The 16908-nt window shown below is 69.6% G+C and carries 10 protein-coding genes; 1 reads left to right on the top strand and 9 read right to left on the bottom strand.

Annotated features, from left to right (window positions below):
• Positions 1–66 precede the first annotated feature (66 nt).
• Positions 67–636 (bottom strand): type 1 glutamine amidotransferase domain-containing protein, encoded by a 570-nt coding sequence (locus JMO03_RS12280; RefSeq protein ID WP_202843701.1) that lies wholly within the window; start codon positions 634–636, stop codon positions 67–69.
• Positions 637–814: 178 nt separating this feature from the next.
• Between JMO03_RS12280 and JMO03_RS12275 the strand changes: the two genes are divergently transcribed.
• A complete protein-coding gene (locus tag JMO03_RS12275) occupies positions 815–1210 on the top strand; it encodes a hypothetical protein (RefSeq protein ID WP_202843700.1) in 396 nt (131 codons plus the stop codon).
• A gap of 92 nt (positions 1211–1302) precedes the next feature.
• Here the strand turns inward: JMO03_RS12275 and JMO03_RS12270 are convergent, their stop codons facing one another.
• The 8 genes from JMO03_RS12270 to JMO03_RS12235 form a co-directional block, all read right to left on the bottom strand.
• Complete coding sequence (locus JMO03_RS12270) at positions 1303–3915, bottom strand: TonB-dependent receptor plug domain-containing protein (RefSeq protein ID WP_238346128.1); 2613 nt, start codon at positions 3913–3915, stop codon at positions 1303–1305.
• Between the two features lie 250 nt (positions 3916–4165).
• Positions 4166–5272, bottom strand: coding sequence for a toxic anion resistance protein (locus JMO03_RS12265; RefSeq protein WP_202843698.1), 1107 nt, complete (start codon positions 5270–5272; stop codon positions 4166–4168).
• A 4-nt stretch (positions 5273–5276) separates the two neighbouring features.
• A complete protein-coding gene (locus JMO03_RS12260; RefSeq protein WP_202843696.1) occupies positions 5277–6032 on the bottom strand; it encodes a hypothetical protein in 756 nt (251 codons plus the stop codon).
• Positions 6029–11374: a DNA repair ATPase gene (locus JMO03_RS12255; protein ID WP_202843693.1), complete on the bottom strand. Its 5346-nt coding sequence runs from the start codon at positions 11372–11374 to the stop codon at positions 6029–6031. The genes JMO03_RS12260 and JMO03_RS12255 overlap by 4 nt, the downstream gene beginning before the upstream one ends.
• Before the next feature lie 139 nt (positions 11375–11513).
• Complete coding sequence (locus JMO03_RS12250) at positions 11514–13493, bottom strand: flotillin family protein (protein WP_202843692.1); 1980 nt, start codon at positions 13491–13493, stop codon at positions 11514–11516.
• 42 nt (positions 13494–13535) lie between these two features.
• Positions 13536–14153, bottom strand: coding sequence for a hypothetical protein (locus JMO03_RS12245; protein ID WP_202843690.1), 618 nt, complete (start codon positions 14151–14153; stop codon positions 13536–13538).
• A 355-nt stretch (positions 14154–14508) separates the two neighbouring features.
• A complete protein-coding gene (gene ubiB, locus JMO03_RS12240; protein WP_202843688.1) occupies positions 14509–16185 on the bottom strand; it encodes a ubiquinone biosynthesis regulatory protein kinase UbiB in 1677 nt (558 codons plus the stop codon).
• Positions 16182–16832: a ubiquinone biosynthesis accessory factor UbiJ gene (locus JMO03_RS12235; RefSeq protein WP_202843684.1), complete on the bottom strand. Its 651-nt coding sequence runs from the start codon at positions 16830–16832 to the stop codon at positions 16182–16184. Before JMO03_RS12235 ends, ubiB begins: the two co-directional genes overlap by 4 nt.
• Between the last annotated feature and the right edge of the window lie 76 nt (positions 16833–16908).

Raw genomic sequence — 16908 nt, 5'->3', positions numbered from 1 at the left:
TCGGGCTGGAACCGGGGTGCCGGGATGGCGACCGGCAGCCCTCCCGGGACCGCCGGTCGCGCGGGATCAGGCCACCGAGCGTTGCTGGCCCCGGTGCCTGCCCTCCTGGATCTCCTCGACCAGCTTGGCGCAGAACGCGGGCAGGTCGTCGGGCGTGCGGCTGGTGATCAGGCCCTGGTCCACCACCACTTCCTCGTCCTGCCATTTGGCGCCGGCATTCTCGAGATCCCGGCGGATATTGGGCACCGAAGTGACGGTACGGCCCTCGAGCACATCCGCATTGGCCAGCACCCAGGGACCGTGGCAGATCGCGGCGACCGGCTTGCCGGCCTCGAAGAACGCACGGGTGAAGGCGAGTGCCTTTTCATCGATGCGCAGCGTATCGGGATTGAACAATCCGCCCGGGATCACAAGCGCGTCGTACTTGCCGGCTTCGGCGTCGGACAGCTTCACGTCGACATCGACCTGTTCGCCCTTGTCGAAATGCTTGAATCCCTGCACGGTCCCGTCTTTGGGCGACACGACGTCGACGGTCGCGTCGTGCTGCTTCAGCGCGCGCATCGGTTCGAGCAGTTCGGACTGCTCGAAGCCGTCGGCGGCGAGGATGGCGACGCGCTTTCCGGTGAGATGGGTCATGGCGGTGGCTCCGTTCGGGGGATGGAAGCCGCCACGCTAGCGCGCCGCCCGCGCAGGCAGCGCGAAGAACTCGTCCATGCCGCGTCAATGCGCAGGCGGTTCGCGCGCAGGGCTCGCGTCGTCCCGCGCCCGCGTTCATGATGCCGTCTCCCGCGAGTCCCCGAGTCATCCCATGCCCATGCCCCGGCGATCGATCGTGGCCCTGCGCAGCGCGCTCGCGTTCGCACTCGTGCTGGCCGCGATCCCGACCCTGAACCTGGCCGGCGGCTGGCTGTCGGGCGTCGCCGGACTACCCGCCGGCGGCACGCTGCGACTCGCGGCCGACCTGCTCTGGGTCTGCGTGGCCGGCGTTACCGGCGCCTGGCTGATGGTGAAGACCGCGGCCGTGGCGAAGACCGCGCACGCATGGGCGTTGTTCGCGATCTACCTGGGCGCAGGCCTGTACGGCGCACTCGCGATGTGGGACGACTTCCCGCGCTGGCTCACGATCGGAGCGGTCGCGCTGCTGCCGCCGCAGGTGTGGCTGGGCTGGTGGCTGGCGTGGGGTCGGGGGAACGCCGCCAGGCCGGCCTGACGCGGCCGCCATGGGCGCCCCCAACCCGCGGGAAGGGGCGAACCCCGACCCGCGCATTGCCGCGGCGCCTGCGACGCCGCTGCCGCCGCCGCTCAGAACTTCCAGCCCACGCGCGCGTAGTAGAAGCCGCCGTTGAAACCGTACGGCGAATGCACGGGATAGGCCGCGCCGGCGATCCCGCCCCAGGGGTTGTCGTCCGGCGTTTCGTCGAACAGGTTCTGCGCGCCGACGTTGACGTACACGCCGTTGGCGAACTTCCAGCCGACCTCGGCGTCGACGATCAACGCGCTGTCCCCGTCGATCGGCAGGCCGCCGTCCTCGGCGCTGATCACGCCGCTGTCGAGGTGGTCCTCGAACCAGGCGCCGTAGTAGCTCAGCCGCAGGTTGGCGTGGAACACCTCGCGCTGGTGCAGCACGCTGAAATAGCCCTTGGTGGTGGGCAGCGATTCCTCGATCTTGTACACCCGCGCCTCGTCGATGAAGTCGGCGTCGTAGCGATCGACTTCGGTGCGGTTCCAGTTGGCGGCCAGGGAGAAGGTCGTGGCCGCGCCGAACAGTTCGCTCTGGTAGCTGGTCACCACGTCCAGGCCGGTGGTGGTGGTGTCGAAGGCGTTGCCGAAGTAGGTCACCTCGCTCAGCGAGGCGGCTTCGGGTGCGCCCGATTCCACCAGTTGCTCGCGCTCCTCGTCGGTGAGGGCGAAATAGCGGCTCAGCGCAATCCGGTCCTCGGTCCGGATGCGGTAGGCGTCGGCGGTGAACAGCCAGGGCCCACTGTCGAAGACCAGGCCCAGGGAGAGGTTGGTCGATTCCTCCGGCGTCAGCGGTTGCGCGCCCTTGAGCTGGGCGATGATGTTGGTCGGCGGCAGGGTGGCGACGTCGCGCAGCTCGGTGCCGACGAAGGCGGTGGTGATCTGGCTGACGTTGGCCTGGCCGGGCGTGGGCGCGCGGAACCCCGTGCTGGCGGCGGCGCGCAGGGCGAATGCGTCGGTGACGTCGTAGCGCGCGGTCAGCTTGCCGTTGGTGGTGGTGCCGAAATCGTCGAAATCCTCGTAGCGCAGCGCCGCGGCCAGCAGGAAGCGGTCGGTGAACATCGCTTCGAGGTCGACGTAGGCGGCCCAGTTGCTGCGGCTCCAGGTGCCGGCGGTGCGCGGGCTGAAGCCGTTGAAGCCGTTGGAACCGATCGCGAAGCCCTGCTCGGTCAACGGACCGATGGCGGTCGAAGCCGCATCGCCGGCGCGGGTCTCGAACTCTTCATCGCGCCACTCCAGTCCGGCGGCGAGCCGCAGCGGCTCGCTGGTGAAGCCGGTGGCGATGTCCTTGCCGATGTCGAAGTTCACGCCGGTTTCGGTCTGCGTGTTGCCGCCCGGGCGGAAGAAGTAGCCCGCCGGCTGGGCCGGGCCCAGTGATGCATTGACCGTGTTGTACATGTAGAAGTCGATTTCGTTCCTGCCGTAGGTGGCGCTGACGTCCCACGACCAGCCGTCGCCCCAGATGCCGCGCAGTCCGCCGACCACCGACATGTCCTCCAGTTCGCCGCCGAAGCGCGGGGTGAAGCCGCCCGGGAACAGCGACAGGAACGAGAAGCAGTCGCCCGGCAACGCCGCCACTGCCGTGCTCACGGCCGCGTACGGCACGAGGTTGCCGTCGGGATCGCGCAGGGCGATGGTCGGGCAGGTCGCACCGCTCGGCGAACCCACCAGCAGCGTCTGCCCGCCGTCGTTGGTGTAGACGCCGGAGCGGCCGGTCGGACTGCGGTAGTAGAAGCCGCCGTCGATCTCGCGCTGCGCGTAGTTGCCGAACAGGTAGGCCTCGACGCTCTCGCCGGTGATCCCGAGGTTGGCGACGAACTTCGCATCCTCCTTGACCTCGGGCGAGCCCCAGATCTGCGTCGGCACCGGCACGTCCGGGTAGCCCGCGGCGATCGCCTCGGCGGCGTCGTCGCGCTGCACGCTGCGCGAGGTGGGATCGGCCTGGCGCCATTCCGCGGTGAGCGTGGCGAAGCCGCTGGCCGTCAGCGGCAGGCCGATCTGCGCGCTGTAGACCTGGGAGAAGCCGTCGCCCTCGTAGTATTCGCCGGCGAACGCTTCCACCGCGCCGCCCTCGTCGAGCCGCTTGAGGCTGAAGTTGAGCACGCCTGCGATCGCGTCGGATCCGTATTGCGCCGCCGCGCCGTCGCGCAGTACCTCGACCTGCTCCAGCGCCAACGAGGGGAAGACGGAGATGTCAGGCCCCTGCGAGCCGTCGGAGAGGCCATGGCCGAGGAAGGTGATCACCGCCGAGCGGTGGAAGCGCTTGCCGTTGACCAGCACCAGGGTATTGTCCGGCGGCAGGCCGCGCAGGTTCGCCGGGCGCACCAGGCTCGCGGCGTCGTCGATCGGGATGGTGCTGACGTTGAACGAAGGCACTACGACACGCAACTGGTCGAGCGCGTCGGTCGCGCCCTGGTTGCGGAATTCGTCGCTGCCGATGATGTCGATCGGCACGGCCGAGGACGAGACCGTGCGCGGCTTGTTGCGCGAGCCCAGGACCGAGACGGTGTCGAGCGTGGTCGCTTCGGAGCCGGCGGCGCCCTCGTCCGGCGGCGGCGGAGTCTGGGCCAGGGCGGTGCCGCCGGCGGCCAGGGTGGCGAGAACCAGGGCCGACCGGACTGCGGCGGCGAGAACGGTGGTCGGAATACGCGGCTTGCACTCTCCTGCGAGCATCATGGGCTGTGTCCTTGAGCGTGTATGGCGTCCCTGCCCCCCCGACCGGGACGGGAGGCCACGACGGCCTCCGGCTCAAGCATTAACGAGATTGCAACATTCCGATGCGGTGGGCATCACGCTTCCACCGGACGCTGCGGGTCCAAATCGTCTGGTTCCCTGTCGGCCCGTGGACCGACTGCCGGGATGGCTGCCATCGGCACCCCGGGGCCACCGCCGGCGCCAAGCGGGGATCCATGCGGTCGGATCGGCGCTACACGCCCGTCTGCGCCGGACCCGCCAGCCGCTTCTGCACGTCCTCGCGCAGTTGCGCCAGCTCGACCTCGGCCTGCCGGCGCTGCTGCATGCCCTCGCGGTGGATGTCGCGGACTTCCTCGACCGTCTGGATCAGCTGCTCGTGCACGTGCCGCAGGGTCGCGACGTCGATCACCGCGCGCTGGTTGGCCTTGGCGGTCTCGACCGATGTCTGCCGCATCAGGTCCGCGTTCTTGCGCATGATCTCGTTGGTGGCATCATCGATGGCGTTCGACAGTTCCACCGCGTTCTTCTGTTCGTCGAGCGAGAGCTGGATCGCGAACTGGCGCTTCCACGACGGGATCGTGATGTTGCGCACCGCGTTGAACTTCTCGATCAGCTGGATCGCGTTGGCTTGGATGATGCGGATCATCGGCAGCGACTGGTCGGCCGCATGCTGCATCACCGCCAGGTCGCCGACGCGCTTGTCGAGCAGGCGGATCGCGTTCTCGATCTCGGCGCGACGGGTGCGCGAATCGGGATCCTCCAGGCCGGCGAGCTTCTGCTGCTCTTCCACCAGTTCAGCCAGCCGCAACTTGCCGGCGGCGACGTGCAGGCCGAGCGCGCGGCGTTCGTCGAGGACGATGTCGTACATGCGGTCGAACTCGCCCACGCGCTGGCCCTGCGTGCCCTGCTGGCGGGCGACATCCTGCAGCAGCTGTTCGATCTGCCGGTTGGTGTCGCTGAACTTCTGCACCAGCTCGCCCTTGGACACGCGCAACCGGTCGATCAGGCCGCCGATCACCGGCAGCTTCGACTTGCCGGCGAAGCTGTCGAGGTTGAGCGAACGCGCGATCCGCACCACTTCGCCGAGCTTGTCGCCAGCCGCGTCGAGGTCGCGGTTGCGCACCTGGTCGAGCAACTGGCTGGAGAACGCCGAGGTCTTGCTGGCGGCATCGCGGCCGAACACGTGCAGGTTGCCCGGGGTGATGTCCTGCAGCGACTTGCCGATCTCGGCGATCGCGCCACGATCGGCTTCCACCAGGCCCAGGCCCTTGAGCGTGGATTCGTCGAGCACGGCGGAAGCGGGCACTAGGGCACTGCCGGCGGAGGGGTCCTGGTTCATGCGTTTACTCCCGTGCTTGCGGTGGTGCGGGTCGGGGATCGAGTGTACCGGCCATCGCCGCGACTTCGGATTCGATGGCGGCCTGGACATCGGCTGCCGCGATCGCGCGGCGGCCGCCGGCGCGGGCGGCGTCGCCCAGCGCGTGCTGGCGCCAGGCGGGCAGCAGCACGTCGCGGATGCGCTGGTAGCGCGCCAACAGGTCGAGGGTCTGGTCGCGCAACAGGGCGAGCTGGTCGGCGCCGATCGACCAGGACGCCTGCACCGTGTCCAGCTGCTGCAGGCGTTGCTGCAGGCGCTGCCGCGTCGAGGCCACGATGCCCTGCGTCGCGCCGGCGTCCGGATGCGCGTCGAGCCACGTGCGTGCGCTGGCGATGCGGGCGCCGATGCGGGCGACCGCCTCACCGACCTCGGCCTGCAGGGCGTGCTGCGCGACGCTGCGGTCGCGGAGCGCGCCCGCCTCGCGGTCGGCCTGCGCGAGCAGCACGCCGAGGCGGTCGCGCAGGTGCGCAGCTTCCGTTTCGGCATGCACGTCGCGCCCCAGCAGGCGTCCGAGCAGGCCGATGCCGCGACGCGACGCGCGCGGATCGTCCGCGAGCATCGCGCGTCGCAGTTCTTCCAGGCGTGTCACCAGCGCAGCGGCGGGCGCATGGTCGAGCGCATCGGCCAGGCGTGCTTCCAGTGCCTGGTCCAGCGCGTCCGCGCCGTAGCCGACCACGGCCAGCGCGTCGTCGAGGTCGACCGGCGGGACGCCTGTGTTCACGACGCGCCAGGCTTCCCGTCGGCGCGGAAACGCAGCTGCCGCAGCAGCTCCTCCAGTTCGATCTCCTGGGCGCTCTTCGCGCGCGGACGCCTGCCCGCGGCCGGCGCCGACGCCGGTACTTCGCCCAGCTTCGCGCGCAGCAGGTCCAGGATCTGCACCAACGCCGAGTTGAGCTGCGCCTGGCGTTCCTGCCCCTGCGAGAGATGGACCAGCACCGGTTCGAACGCGCCGCGCATGGCCTCGGGCAGTGCCTGCAGCCATTGGCCCGCTTCGGCGCCGCCCTCTTCGGCGCGGCGGACTGCGATGCCTTCGCGCAGCGATGCCAGCAACTGCTCCCACGGCACCTCCGGGGCGGTCTGCGCCGGCGCATTGCCCGGCGCATCGCGCAGCGACGACAGCCCCTCGGCGATGTCGGCCAGCTGCGCCACCACGCGCGCGCCGATGTCGGCATCCTCGCCGCCCATCGCCTTGTTGCGCAGGAAGTCGCGCTTGATCGCCGCCCAGCGCGCCGCCTGCGCCTCTTCCAGGGTGCCGCGCAGTTCCGCCAGCTTGAGCAGGTTCTCCTCGGCGCCGGTGGTCAGCAGCTGCGCCTCGCCGACGTAGTGGTCGGCGATCAGCTGCTGCAGCTCGGCGGCGTTCATCACCGGTGAGACCTTCTCCGCCAGCTTGTTCATGTTGCGGTAGCTGCCCTGCAGCCGGAACGGCGGCTCGCTGCGGTACCGGTCCGCCTGCGCCGCGCTGGCGATGTACTGCTGGTTGACGCGGTAGACGACGTCACGCACCTGCATCAGCCGCTGCAAGGTGGCGACGATCTCGTTGATCTCGGCGCCGCTGTAGGCATGGCCGAGGGCGTTGGTCGAGACCTCCTTGCCAATCGCCTTGTCGACCAGCAGGTAAAGATCGCCCATGTCACGCGTGGCCAGCGGCGCCAGCACCTGGTTCGAGGTCAGGCTGTTCTCGATGTAGCTGAGCTTGAACGCATCCTCCATGCCGCCGAGCACGTCGCCGAGGTTGTAGATGTCGGCGCGGTTGGCGAGCATGTCCGGGATCTTGAACACCTCTCCGGACTCGGTGTACGGATTGCCGGCCATGACCACGCAGAACTTTTTCCCGCGCATGTCGTAGGTCTTGGTCCGCCCCTTCCACACGCCTTCGATGCGACGCGTGCCATCGCACAGCGAGATGAACTTCTGCAGGAATTCGGGATGGGTGTGCTGGATGTCGTCGACATACAGCATGGTGTTGTTGCCCATCTCCAGCGCCAGGTTGAGCTTCTCCAGCTCCTGGCGCGAGGTGGCGTCGGGCGCCTGCGCCGGGTCGAGCGAACGCACGGCGTGGCCGAGTGCGGGGCCGTTGATCTTCATGAAAACCAGGCCGAGCCGGCTGGCGACGTATTCCATCAGCGTCGTCTTTCCGTAGCCGGGCGGCGAGATCATCATCAGCAGGCCCATCAGGTCGCTGCGCTTGTCCTCGCCGACCGTGCCCATCTGCTTGGCGAGGTTGTCGCCGATCACCGGCAGGTAGACCTCGTTGATCAGCCGGTTGCGCACGAAGGAGCTCAGGGGCTTCGCCCTGAATTCGGACAGCCGCAGCGACTCGCGTTCGCGCGTGGCGATCGCGTGGCGCACGGCCTGGTAGCGTTCGAAGCCGGGCACGAAGCCGCCGCGGTGCGCGTGCCAGCGGGCGAGGAAATCGTCGATCGACAGGGCCTGCCTGCCGTGCTGGATACGCGGATGCTCGCCGAGCAGCCCCTCCACCGTCGCCACCAGGGTCGAGTCGAGGATGCGGTGGCGCAGGTCGTGACCGGCCAGCCGCAATGCGATCGCCTCCGGCACGTAGCCCGACAGCGCGGCCAGCGCTGGATCGCGCACCATCGCCTGCAACCACTGCGCGACCAGGGCCCACTGCGCGGCCGGGCGTCCAGCCTGTTGCCGCAGCGACCGCTCGAAGCCCTCCGCCATGCCCGCTGCATGCAACTGCCCGTCCAGCGCCGCCAGCAACTCGCGCGCGTAGTGGCTGAAGCCGAACGTCGGGTCGCCCTCGCGCAGTTCCGCCAGCAGGTAATCGGCGCCGCTGGCCGCCGATACGCCGGCCAACGGCAGCCCCGATTCCCCGACGAACGCATCCAGCGCCTTGGCGATCTCGTCGCGCAACGCGTCCAGGCCATCGCGCGTGCCGAAGAGCCTGCGCACGGCCTCCGCCCCGGCGGTGCGCCCGGGCCACTCGCGCACGTCTTCGCGCCCGTGGTGCCGATGCCAGAACAGCAGCGCCAGCGCGCGCGCGGCCGGCGGGTGCACCAGGGTGCCGGCGCCGGTGTACAACGGCACCAGCGCCCGCAACAGCGCGGCGGCGTCGTGGTCGTGGATTCCCTTCTCGTAGCCCTCGCGATAGCGCGGCGCGGCGAAATCACGGACCAGCCCGTCGAGCGCGGCCGGATCGGCCAGCGCGTGCTCCAGCGCCGCCAGCTCGAGGCCTTCGCGCCCGTGCACCGCAGCGTCGAGGATCAGTCCGGCCAGGTATTCGGCGCGATACAGCGCAGGCGACTCGGAATCGAGCGAAACCTGCCACCAGTCGCGCACCCCATCGAGTGCGGGGTCTTGCAGCGCCTCGTAGTAGTCGGTGCCGGTCAGGTGCAGCGCCATCGCGTCGCCGCGCGGCAGCAGGGTCAGGTCCAGCGGCTGGGTGTTGACGCTGAAACGGTGGCGCGGGCCGAGCCGGATGACGTGGCCACCGTCCTCGAACAGGTCGCTGCGGTCGCGCAGAGCGCGCACCGCCTGGTCGCGCACGCCCTTGAGCCGGGACTCGACGTCGTCGGCCTTGACGCTGTCGCGATGCTGCCGCAGCCGCCCGGCCAGCTCACGCAACTTCAGGATCAGCGGATCGCCGGCGAAGAAGGCGTTGAGCTCGTCGAGCGTGACGAATCGCTCGGTGCGGCGGCCGAGTCCGTCGAGGATCCGCGTCGCGGCGTCGTGCACCGCCTGGGCCCTGCGCTGGCGTTCGTCGAGCAGTGCCTGCTTGCGGGCCTCGAACGCCTCCAGCAGTTCTTCGCGCTTGGCGATGATGTCGCCGAGGAACTGCTCGTGCTCGCCGAACTGTCCTTCCAGTTCTTCCAGCTGCACCAGAAGGCGCGAGAGCTGTTCGTCGGCACGCTCGGGGTCCGTGGCCAGCCCCAGCGCGCTGGCGATGGACTGCGAGAACAGCGAGAACTGCGCACCGAACTGGGCGACGGCCTCGGCCGATCCCAGGGTGCGCCGCTTCTGCTCGGCGCGCGCCCGGGCCTGGTTGAGCCTGGCGTAGACCGCCGAGATCGCCTCGACCACGCGCGTGCGCTGATTGGCATCGTCGACCCTGAGGCCGGCCATCAGCTCCGAGAGCAGGTCCAGCTCCGCGGACATCGCCTGCATGGCCTGGATCTGCTCGGACAGCAGTTTCGCGGTCTGCGCCTGCTGCACGGTCGAGTCGAGCGCCTGCAGGCGTTCGTTGAACGGCGCCAGCGCCTTGTCGCCGCCGAGGAACTCGCCGGTGGCCGCCCCGATCCGGTCGCGCTCGCGTTCCAGCGCCTCGCCCATCGCATCGATGGCGGCGTCATCGACATAACGGTACTCCCGCAGCGTGAGCAGGTGGCCACGCTGGCGCGCGATCTCGCCCAGCGCCGCGGTGAACTCGTCGATCTTGTTCCAGTTCTCCGGCTGCAGGCGCGAGAGCAGCGCCTTGTGCGCGGACACCGCCTCCGCCATGGCCGCCGCGGACTGGCGGCGGATGCCCTCCACTTTCTCGTACTCGTCGAGCACCGATTCGCCGGTGGCGCTGATCTCGTGCAGCAGTCCGGCCACGCCATCGCAGTGCGCGTCGTCGATCCAGTGGTGCGCGTCGAACAGGCGCCGGGTGCCGTGCACCAGCAACTGGTAGCGCTGCGGCGAGACCTGCGGGTTGTCGATCTCGCGGCTGAGCTCGAACAGGTCGGAGATGCCACGCACCAGAGCGGCGTTGCCGATCCGCCCCATGAAGCTGGTGCCGGCCGGGCGCTGCGCCGCGAACTCCTCGCTGAAGAACGGCGTCCGCCACACCTGCATCGGATGGATCCGGGTCGGCGCATCGCCCTCGGCGTGGAACAGCACCATGCCGCCGTTGCGCAGGAACGCGTAGCCGTGGCCGAACATCGGGTTCTGCAGTTCGCGGCGGATGGTGTTGTAGACGAACAGCGCCGAGCGCCCGGCCTCGCGCTCGTAGAACACGTACATCACGTCCTCGCCGTTGGGCGAGCGGATCGCGCGCTTGTAGCGCATGCCCTGCATCGCGGCGTCGAAGGCCTTGTGCTCGCCGTTCTGCAGGTAGTAGCCGCCGGGGAAGATGATCCCGTGGTCCTCGGGCAGCTGCACGCAGGCCTGGACGATGGCGTCGTTGCGCACGACGGTGCCGGTGAGCGTGTTGTAGATCAACCCGCGCCAGGCGCTTTCGCGGTACGGCAGGATCTTGAGCAGCAGCAGGCTGCCGACCCGGGCGAAATCGATCGCCGCGTCGTCGAGCGACTGGGTGCTGTCTTCGACCGGCTCGCTGAACACGCCGCGCCCGATCTCGGTGTTGTTCTCGACCTTGATCGTCAGGTCGCCGCCGGTGGTCTCGACGAACACGGTGTCGAGGATGTTCAGGTGCGGGAAGCGACCGGACACCATCAGGTCGCGGGTGGCGCGGGTCCATTCGAAGTCGAACGGCGGCGGCAGGCTGATATCGCGTTCGCCGCGCGAATCGATCCAGGTCAGTTCCCCGGTGTTGGAGATCGCCCAGCGGAACACGCGCACGTCGTCGCTGCGCTCGCCGATCTGGAACGCGGCCAGCAGCTTGCCATCGCGCTTGATCAGCTGCAGCAGGCGCGCGTGCTTGTAGTAGGCGTAGAGCTCGGTGAAGTCGCGGACGAACCCGGGGTCGGCGAGGAAGCTGCCGGCGTGGTCGACGGGGGCGACGTCGAAGCCCTCGCCGCTCTCGACCAGCCGGTACAGGCCGAACACATCCTCGATTCGGGTGGTCGTCTTCAGCCCGATGTAGACGTTGTAGCCGAACAGCAGCAGGTCGTCGCCGATCTGGACGATGTCGCGGCCGACGCAGTTGTTCTCGGTGCGGACGCGGAAGCGGCCGGCCACCTCCATGCGGCTGTCGCCGAATTCCTGCAGGCGCCTCGCGTTCAGGCCGTCGGCGATCCCGCGCAGACGTGCGCCCTGCTCGACCAGGCGGCGACGCAGTACTTCGTACGCACCACCGCGCGCGACCGCCTCGTCGGCCGCGGTCGTCGCGGTTGCGGTGCCGGCGCCGGTCGTGGCCTCGTCGGCCTGCGTGGGATCCGTCATCACCGGTCTTCATCCTGCCTGTGTTCGTGCGCCTTGCGTTGCTCCGCGACGCGATCGCGGCGGCGTCGCGCGCCCGGCCACGGGCCTTCCGCGACGCGCGACGCCACGCCAGTCATCACCCGCGAGTGCGGCGATGCCGTCATCCGGCCGTGGCCGGTGCGCCACCATCCGCCTTCGCCTTGCCACGGTCGATCCCGAGGTACTTCTGCATCAGCTCCTGCACCACCGGGCTCTTGTCGGCGAGGCCCTCGATCGACTTGCCCAGCGAGATCGCCCGTACCAGGCTGTCGAACATGCCGCCGTCGCCGCCGACCATGTCGATGTCGGCGTTGCGCAGCGCGGTGGCGATGATTTCGGCGTTCTCCTTGGAGATCTCCTTGCCGGCCTCGATCGACGCCAGCGCCTGCTTGAGGCTGGTGTCGAGCGCCATGCGGTATTCCTCGTGGCCGCGCGCGTCGTCGCTGAGCGCGTCGAGGGCCTGGAACTTCCGGGTCAGGCCTTCGGCCTCGGCGAACAGCTTCTTCCCGACCACGGTCGCTTCCGCCAGGCCGATCGATTCGGTAGCGGCCGCCCGGGCCCGGCCCATCTGCTCCTCGCCCTGCGCCTGCGCGCCGAGCTTCTCCGCCAGCACCTTGGCTTCCGCGGCACCCTGCTTGAGGTTGGCGTCGGCCATCGCATCGACCACACGCGCCTCGGCGATACCGACCTTCTCGATCGCCACCGCGCCGGCCTCCTTGACCTGGGCATCCGCCAGGCCCGGCGCCGCGCGCTCGGCGCGCACGCCCTCGGCCAGCAGCTTCTTGGCCTCGGCCTGGCGGCTGGCCGATTCCAGTTCCGCCTGGGCCAGGGTGGTGACCTCGACCGCCCTGTGCCGGGCCGCGGTCTCGCCGGCTTCGGCCTGCTTGACCTGTTCCAGCAGCGCCTGCTGCGCCTTGGCCTCGGCCTCGAGGATCGCGATCTGCTTCAGGCGTTCGGCCTCGGAGACTTCGCGCACCTCCTTGATGCGCTCCTCTTCCTGCGCCACGGTCTTGTCGATCGCGATGCGCTCGCGGGTGATGTTCGCCACGTCCATCTTGCCCTGCTCGACGACCTTGTCGCGCTCCACGCCCTGCAGCTGCACTTCACGGTCGGTGGTCACCTGCTCGAGCTGACGCGCGCGCGCCACGCGCTCGGCCTCGATCGCGACGGCGCGCTGCCTGTTCTGCTCGGCGACTTCCACCTCGCGCATGCGGTTCTGGTCGCGGATGTCGATCAGTTGCTGGGCCTCGATGCGGGCGGCCTCGGCCAGCTGGCGCTGCTCTTCCTGCACCTTCTGGGTCTCGGCGGTCTCGCGCGCGCGGATGGTCTCGATCTCGCGCTGCTGCCGCGCCTCGGCCTCGGCCTGCTGGCGTTCCAGCGCCAGCGTCGCCTCGCGGGTCTCGACGTTCTTCTTGGTGATCGCCAGGTGCTCGTTCTGCGACAGCTCGTTGGTGATCACGTTCTGCGACGCGGTCAGCTGGGTGATCTTGCGGATGCCCTCGGCGTCGAGGATGTTGCTCGGATCGAGCAGCGACTTCGGCGTCTGCTCGAGGTAGTCGATCGCGACGTCCTCGAGCACGTAGCCGTTGAGGTCGTTGCCGATGACCTTGATGATCTCGTCGCGGAACTCCTGGCGCTTCTCGAACAGGTCCGTGAAGTCGAACTTCTTGCCGACCGTCTTCAGCGCCTCGGAGAACTTCGCGTTGAACAGCTCGTTCACGGCGTGCTTGTCCGAGGCGCGGTCGGCGCCCAGCGCCTTGGCCACGCGCAGCACGTCGGCCTGGGTCTCGTTGACCCGCAGGTAGAAGGCCACGGCGATGTCGGCGCGCATGTTGTCGCGGCAGATCAACCCTTCCTTGCCGCGACGGTCGACCTCCAGCGTGATCAGGCTGATCCGCATCAGCTCGGCGCGGTACAGCACCGGGATGATCAGCGCGCCGGTGAAGTGCACCTTCGGCTCGGAGCTCATGTCGTTGACGATGAGCGCCGTGCCCTGGTCGACCTTCTTGTAGAAGGACTTGAAGATGATCGCCACCACGACCAGCAGGAAGACGACGCCGATCGCGCCGATCAGGAAGGGGCCCAGCAGTGCGAGTTCCATCGGTGCAGCTCCAGTCGGATCGTGTCCGGTTGCGTTGTCGGATTACGGATTGCGGTAGTCGCGCTCGGCCACCACCCGCCAGGTGTTGGTCTGCGCATCGTGTTCGATCAGGACCACGCGATCGCCGCGGGAGATCGTCGCCCCGCCGGCGTGGCGCACCTGCAGGACCAGGCCGGCGCCGCCATCGTCGAGGTCGGCCATGCCGTGGCCCGCGTCCACGCTCGGGGTGCGCACGGTCGCGACGCGCCCCGCCAGCGAGGCCTGCGGTGCCGGGCGCAGCCGCAGCACGAAACGCCGCAGCGGGCGCAGCACGAACGCGGTGAGCAGGATCGCCGGCACCGACGCCAGCAGCAGCACGCCGGTCCCCAGGCCGTAGCGCAGCAGGTCGGGCAGCGGGGCGAGCAGCAGCAGGTGGACGAAATAGGTGATGATCCAGGCGAAGAACGCCAGCACGCTCAGCACCAGCAGCGACGGCAGGCCGTCGAGGCCCAGCCTGGACACCATGCCGCCGGCTTCGCCGCCATCGCCGAAGTCCAGGTCCATGGCGTCGGCACCGACGATGCCGATCGCCGCCACCACCCAGAACAGCGCCAGCCCGCCGAGCAGGATGCTGTAGGCGAGCGTGGGATAGCCCAGGCTGGTTGTCAGGAAAAGCGTCACGTCCCCGGTCCCCCATGTGCCGCGGCGTTCGATGCCGTCCGGTGTCCCTTCCGTCGGTACCGCATGCCGCCGAGCGGCGCGGTCCGGCCTTGCATGATGCCAGTTTCCGGCCGCGTTCCATCCCATGACGCGGTCCAGGCCCGGATGTGACCGGATCGGTGGACCGGATCGGTCGGTGCAAGGGGTGATGCGTACAGGGCGGTGCAGGCGAGGCGGGCGACCGATGCGGGTCGCCGGCATCCGGGCGGGTGCGCGGACGCGCGCCACGCGGTGGCCCGGGGTGTGGAGGTGCGCCGCCACCCGTCGCGGCTGAAGCCGCTCCTACGGCGATGTTGTCTCGTGCGGGAGGGTGGTCCTACGATCTTCGCGGCAGGGCGGCGAGGATCGCCCAGAGGCCACCGATGCCGGCCACCCATGACGACAGCGGTACGCCCAGCAGCGCCGGGCCGCCGGCCTCGAGCGCGAACAGCACCGCAGCGGTGATCAGCAGGCCAACGCCCAGGATCGCCGCGACCACGCGCCGCTGCATCGCCTCGAGCGTGCGGGTGATCGCGACGATGTCCTGCGAACGCATCTTCAGTTCGTGCCGGCCCTCGACCTGCTGCTGCAGCCAGGCATGCAGCAGCCGCGGCACCTCGGGCGCGCGGGTCACGATCTCCGGCAGCCGCTTGCGGAATTCGGAGGCGAGCTTCTGCGGGCTGTAGCGTTCGACCAGGATGCGTTCGAGCACCGGCCGCGCCACCGCCCAGATGTCGATCTTCGGGTCGAGCAGGCGGCCGATGCCCTCGATGGTCAGCAGGGTCTTCTGCAGCAGGATCAGCTGTGGCTGCAGGGTCAGCTCGTAGCGCTGCGCGGTGCGGAACAGCTTGCCGAGCACCTCGCCAAGCGAAATCTCCGACAACGGACGGGTGAAGTACGGCTCGCACACCGCGCGCGCGGCGGCTTCCAGCTCGTCGATGCGGATCGTCGCCGGCATCCAGCCCGCCTGCACGTGCAGTTCGGCGATGCGGCGGTAGTCGCGGTTGAAGATCGCCATGAAGTTCTCGGCGAGGTAGTACTGGTCCTCGCTGGAGAGCTGGCCCATGATCCCGAAGTCCAGGGCGATGAAGCGCGGGTTGGCGCGACGCGCGGGGTCGGTATCGACCCAGATGTTGCCGGCGTGGGCGTCGGCGTGGAAGAAGTTGTCGCGGAACACCTGGGTGTAGAACACGCGCACGCCCTTGGCCGCGAGCGCCTTGCGGTCGATGCCGGCGGCGTCGAGCGCGACGATGTCGTCGCTGTTGATGCCGCGCACGCGCTCGAGCGTGAGCACGCGCTGCGCGGTATGGGTCCAGATCGGCTCGGGCACGTAGAGGTCGGGCGAGTCGAGCCAGTTGCGGCGCAGCACCGAAGCGTTCGCCCCCTCGCGCTGCAGGTCGAGTTCGGCGGCCAGGGTGTTCTCGATCTCGGCCACGATCTCGCGCGGGCGGATCTTGTCGGCATTGGGATGGGTGCGGTCGACCAGGCCGGCGAGGCTGCCGAGCAGGGCGATGTCGCCGGCGATCTGCTTCTCGATGCCGGGCCGCAGCACCTTGACCACCACCTCGCGAGCGGGCGCTTCGGCCACCGGGTGCAGGGTGGCCGCATGCACCTGCGCGATCGAGGCAGAGGCCAGCGGCACCGTTTCGAACGAGGCGAACAGCGTGGCGACCGGCGCGTCCAGCTCGTCCTCGACGATCGCGCGCGCCGCGTCGCCGTCGAACGGCGCGACCTGGTCCTGCAGCAGCGCCAGCTCGTCGACCATGTCCAGCGGCAGCAGGTCGCGGCGGGTGGAGAGGATCTGCCCGAACTTGACGAAGATCGGTCCCAGCTCCTGCAGCGCCAGGCGCAGGCGCGCGCCACGCGATTGCGCGGCGATGGTCGCGGACGCGCGCGGCACGAACGGCCGCATCAGCTTCAGCCAGCGCTCGGCCGCGGTGTCGTCGAGCAGGTCGTCGAGACGATAGCGCAGCAGCACGCGGCCGATGCGCGCGGCGCGCAGCAGGGTGTTCAAGCCGCCGCCCCGGTCCGGCCGGCGATGCGGGCCACGCGTGCGGCGAGGCGGTCGACGTCGTCGCGCATCGCGTCGACATCGTCGAGGAAGGCGTCGATCTCGGCCCGCGCCACCACGTCGCGCGACTCCTCGGTCACGTACTCGGCGGCGCTCTGCGCGAGGTTGTGGCCAAGCGCGCGTGCCTGCTTCAGCGCGCCACCCAGGGCGCTGGCCACCTGCACGCCGACGACCTCGCCGAAGACCGCGACGAACGGTTGCTGCCAGTCGGGATCGAAACGCTCGGCCAGGCGCTGCAGCTGGCGCGCCAGTTCCGCGTCGCCGGACACGCGCACCTTGCCGATGGCGGGTGCGTCGTCGCGCCGCAGGAACGGCAACTGCGACAGTACGCCGGCGATCGTCGCGCGCACCGCCAGATCGGGCTCGGCCGCGGCATCGACCGGACCGACCGCAAGGCGATCGCCGTCCACCCGCAGTTGCAGGGCGAGCGGCGGGGATTCCAGCGTCAGCTCGATCCGGCGACCGTCGAGCCGGGCGAGCGCGTCGCGCAAGTCGGCGTCGAGCGCGAGGGCGCGATCGAGGGCGACTTCGAGCGCGCGCCCGGCGATGGGCTTGATCGCGTCGAAAGGTGAGGGCGGGGACGAGGCCATGCGGCATTGTAGCGGCAGGCCCGCCGTGGCGATGCAACGAGAAAGGCCCGCCGATCGGCGGGCCTTCTTGACGTCG

The organism is Luteimonas saliphila (genome assembly GCF_016774335.1).
Taxonomy (GTDB): Bacteria; Pseudomonadota; Gammaproteobacteria; order Xanthomonadales; family Xanthomonadaceae; genus Luteimonas; species Luteimonas saliphila.
Note: the sequence above shows the minus strand (reverse complement) of the source record. Positions and strands in the feature narration are given on the sequence as shown.

Coding starts and splice junctions, on each gene's coding strand:
- JMO03_RS12280 (WP_202843701.1), bottom strand. CDS start 636: ATGACCCATCTCACCGGAAAGCGCGTCGCCATCCTCGCCGCCGACGGC.
- JMO03_RS12275 (WP_202843700.1), top strand. CDS start 815: ATGCCCCGGCGATCGATCGTGGCCCTGCGCAGCGCGCTCGCGTTCGCA.
- JMO03_RS12270 (WP_238346128.1), bottom strand. CDS start 3,915: ATGATGCTCGCAGGAGAGTGCAAGCCGCGTATTCCGACCACCGTTCTC.
- JMO03_RS12265 (WP_202843698.1), bottom strand. CDS start 5,272: ATGAACCAGGACCCCTCCGCCGGCAGTGCCCTAGTGCCCGCTTCCGCC.
- JMO03_RS12255 (WP_202843693.1), bottom strand. CDS start 11,374: ATGACGGATCCCACGCAGGCCGACGAGGCCACGACCGGCGCCGGCACC.
- JMO03_RS12250 (WP_202843692.1), bottom strand. CDS start 13,493: ATGGAACTCGCACTGCTGGGCCCCTTCCTGATCGGCGCGATCGGCGTC.
- JMO03_RS12235 (WP_202843684.1), bottom strand. CDS start 16,832: ATGGCCTCGTCCCCGCCCTCACCTTTCGACGCGATCAAGCCCATCGCC.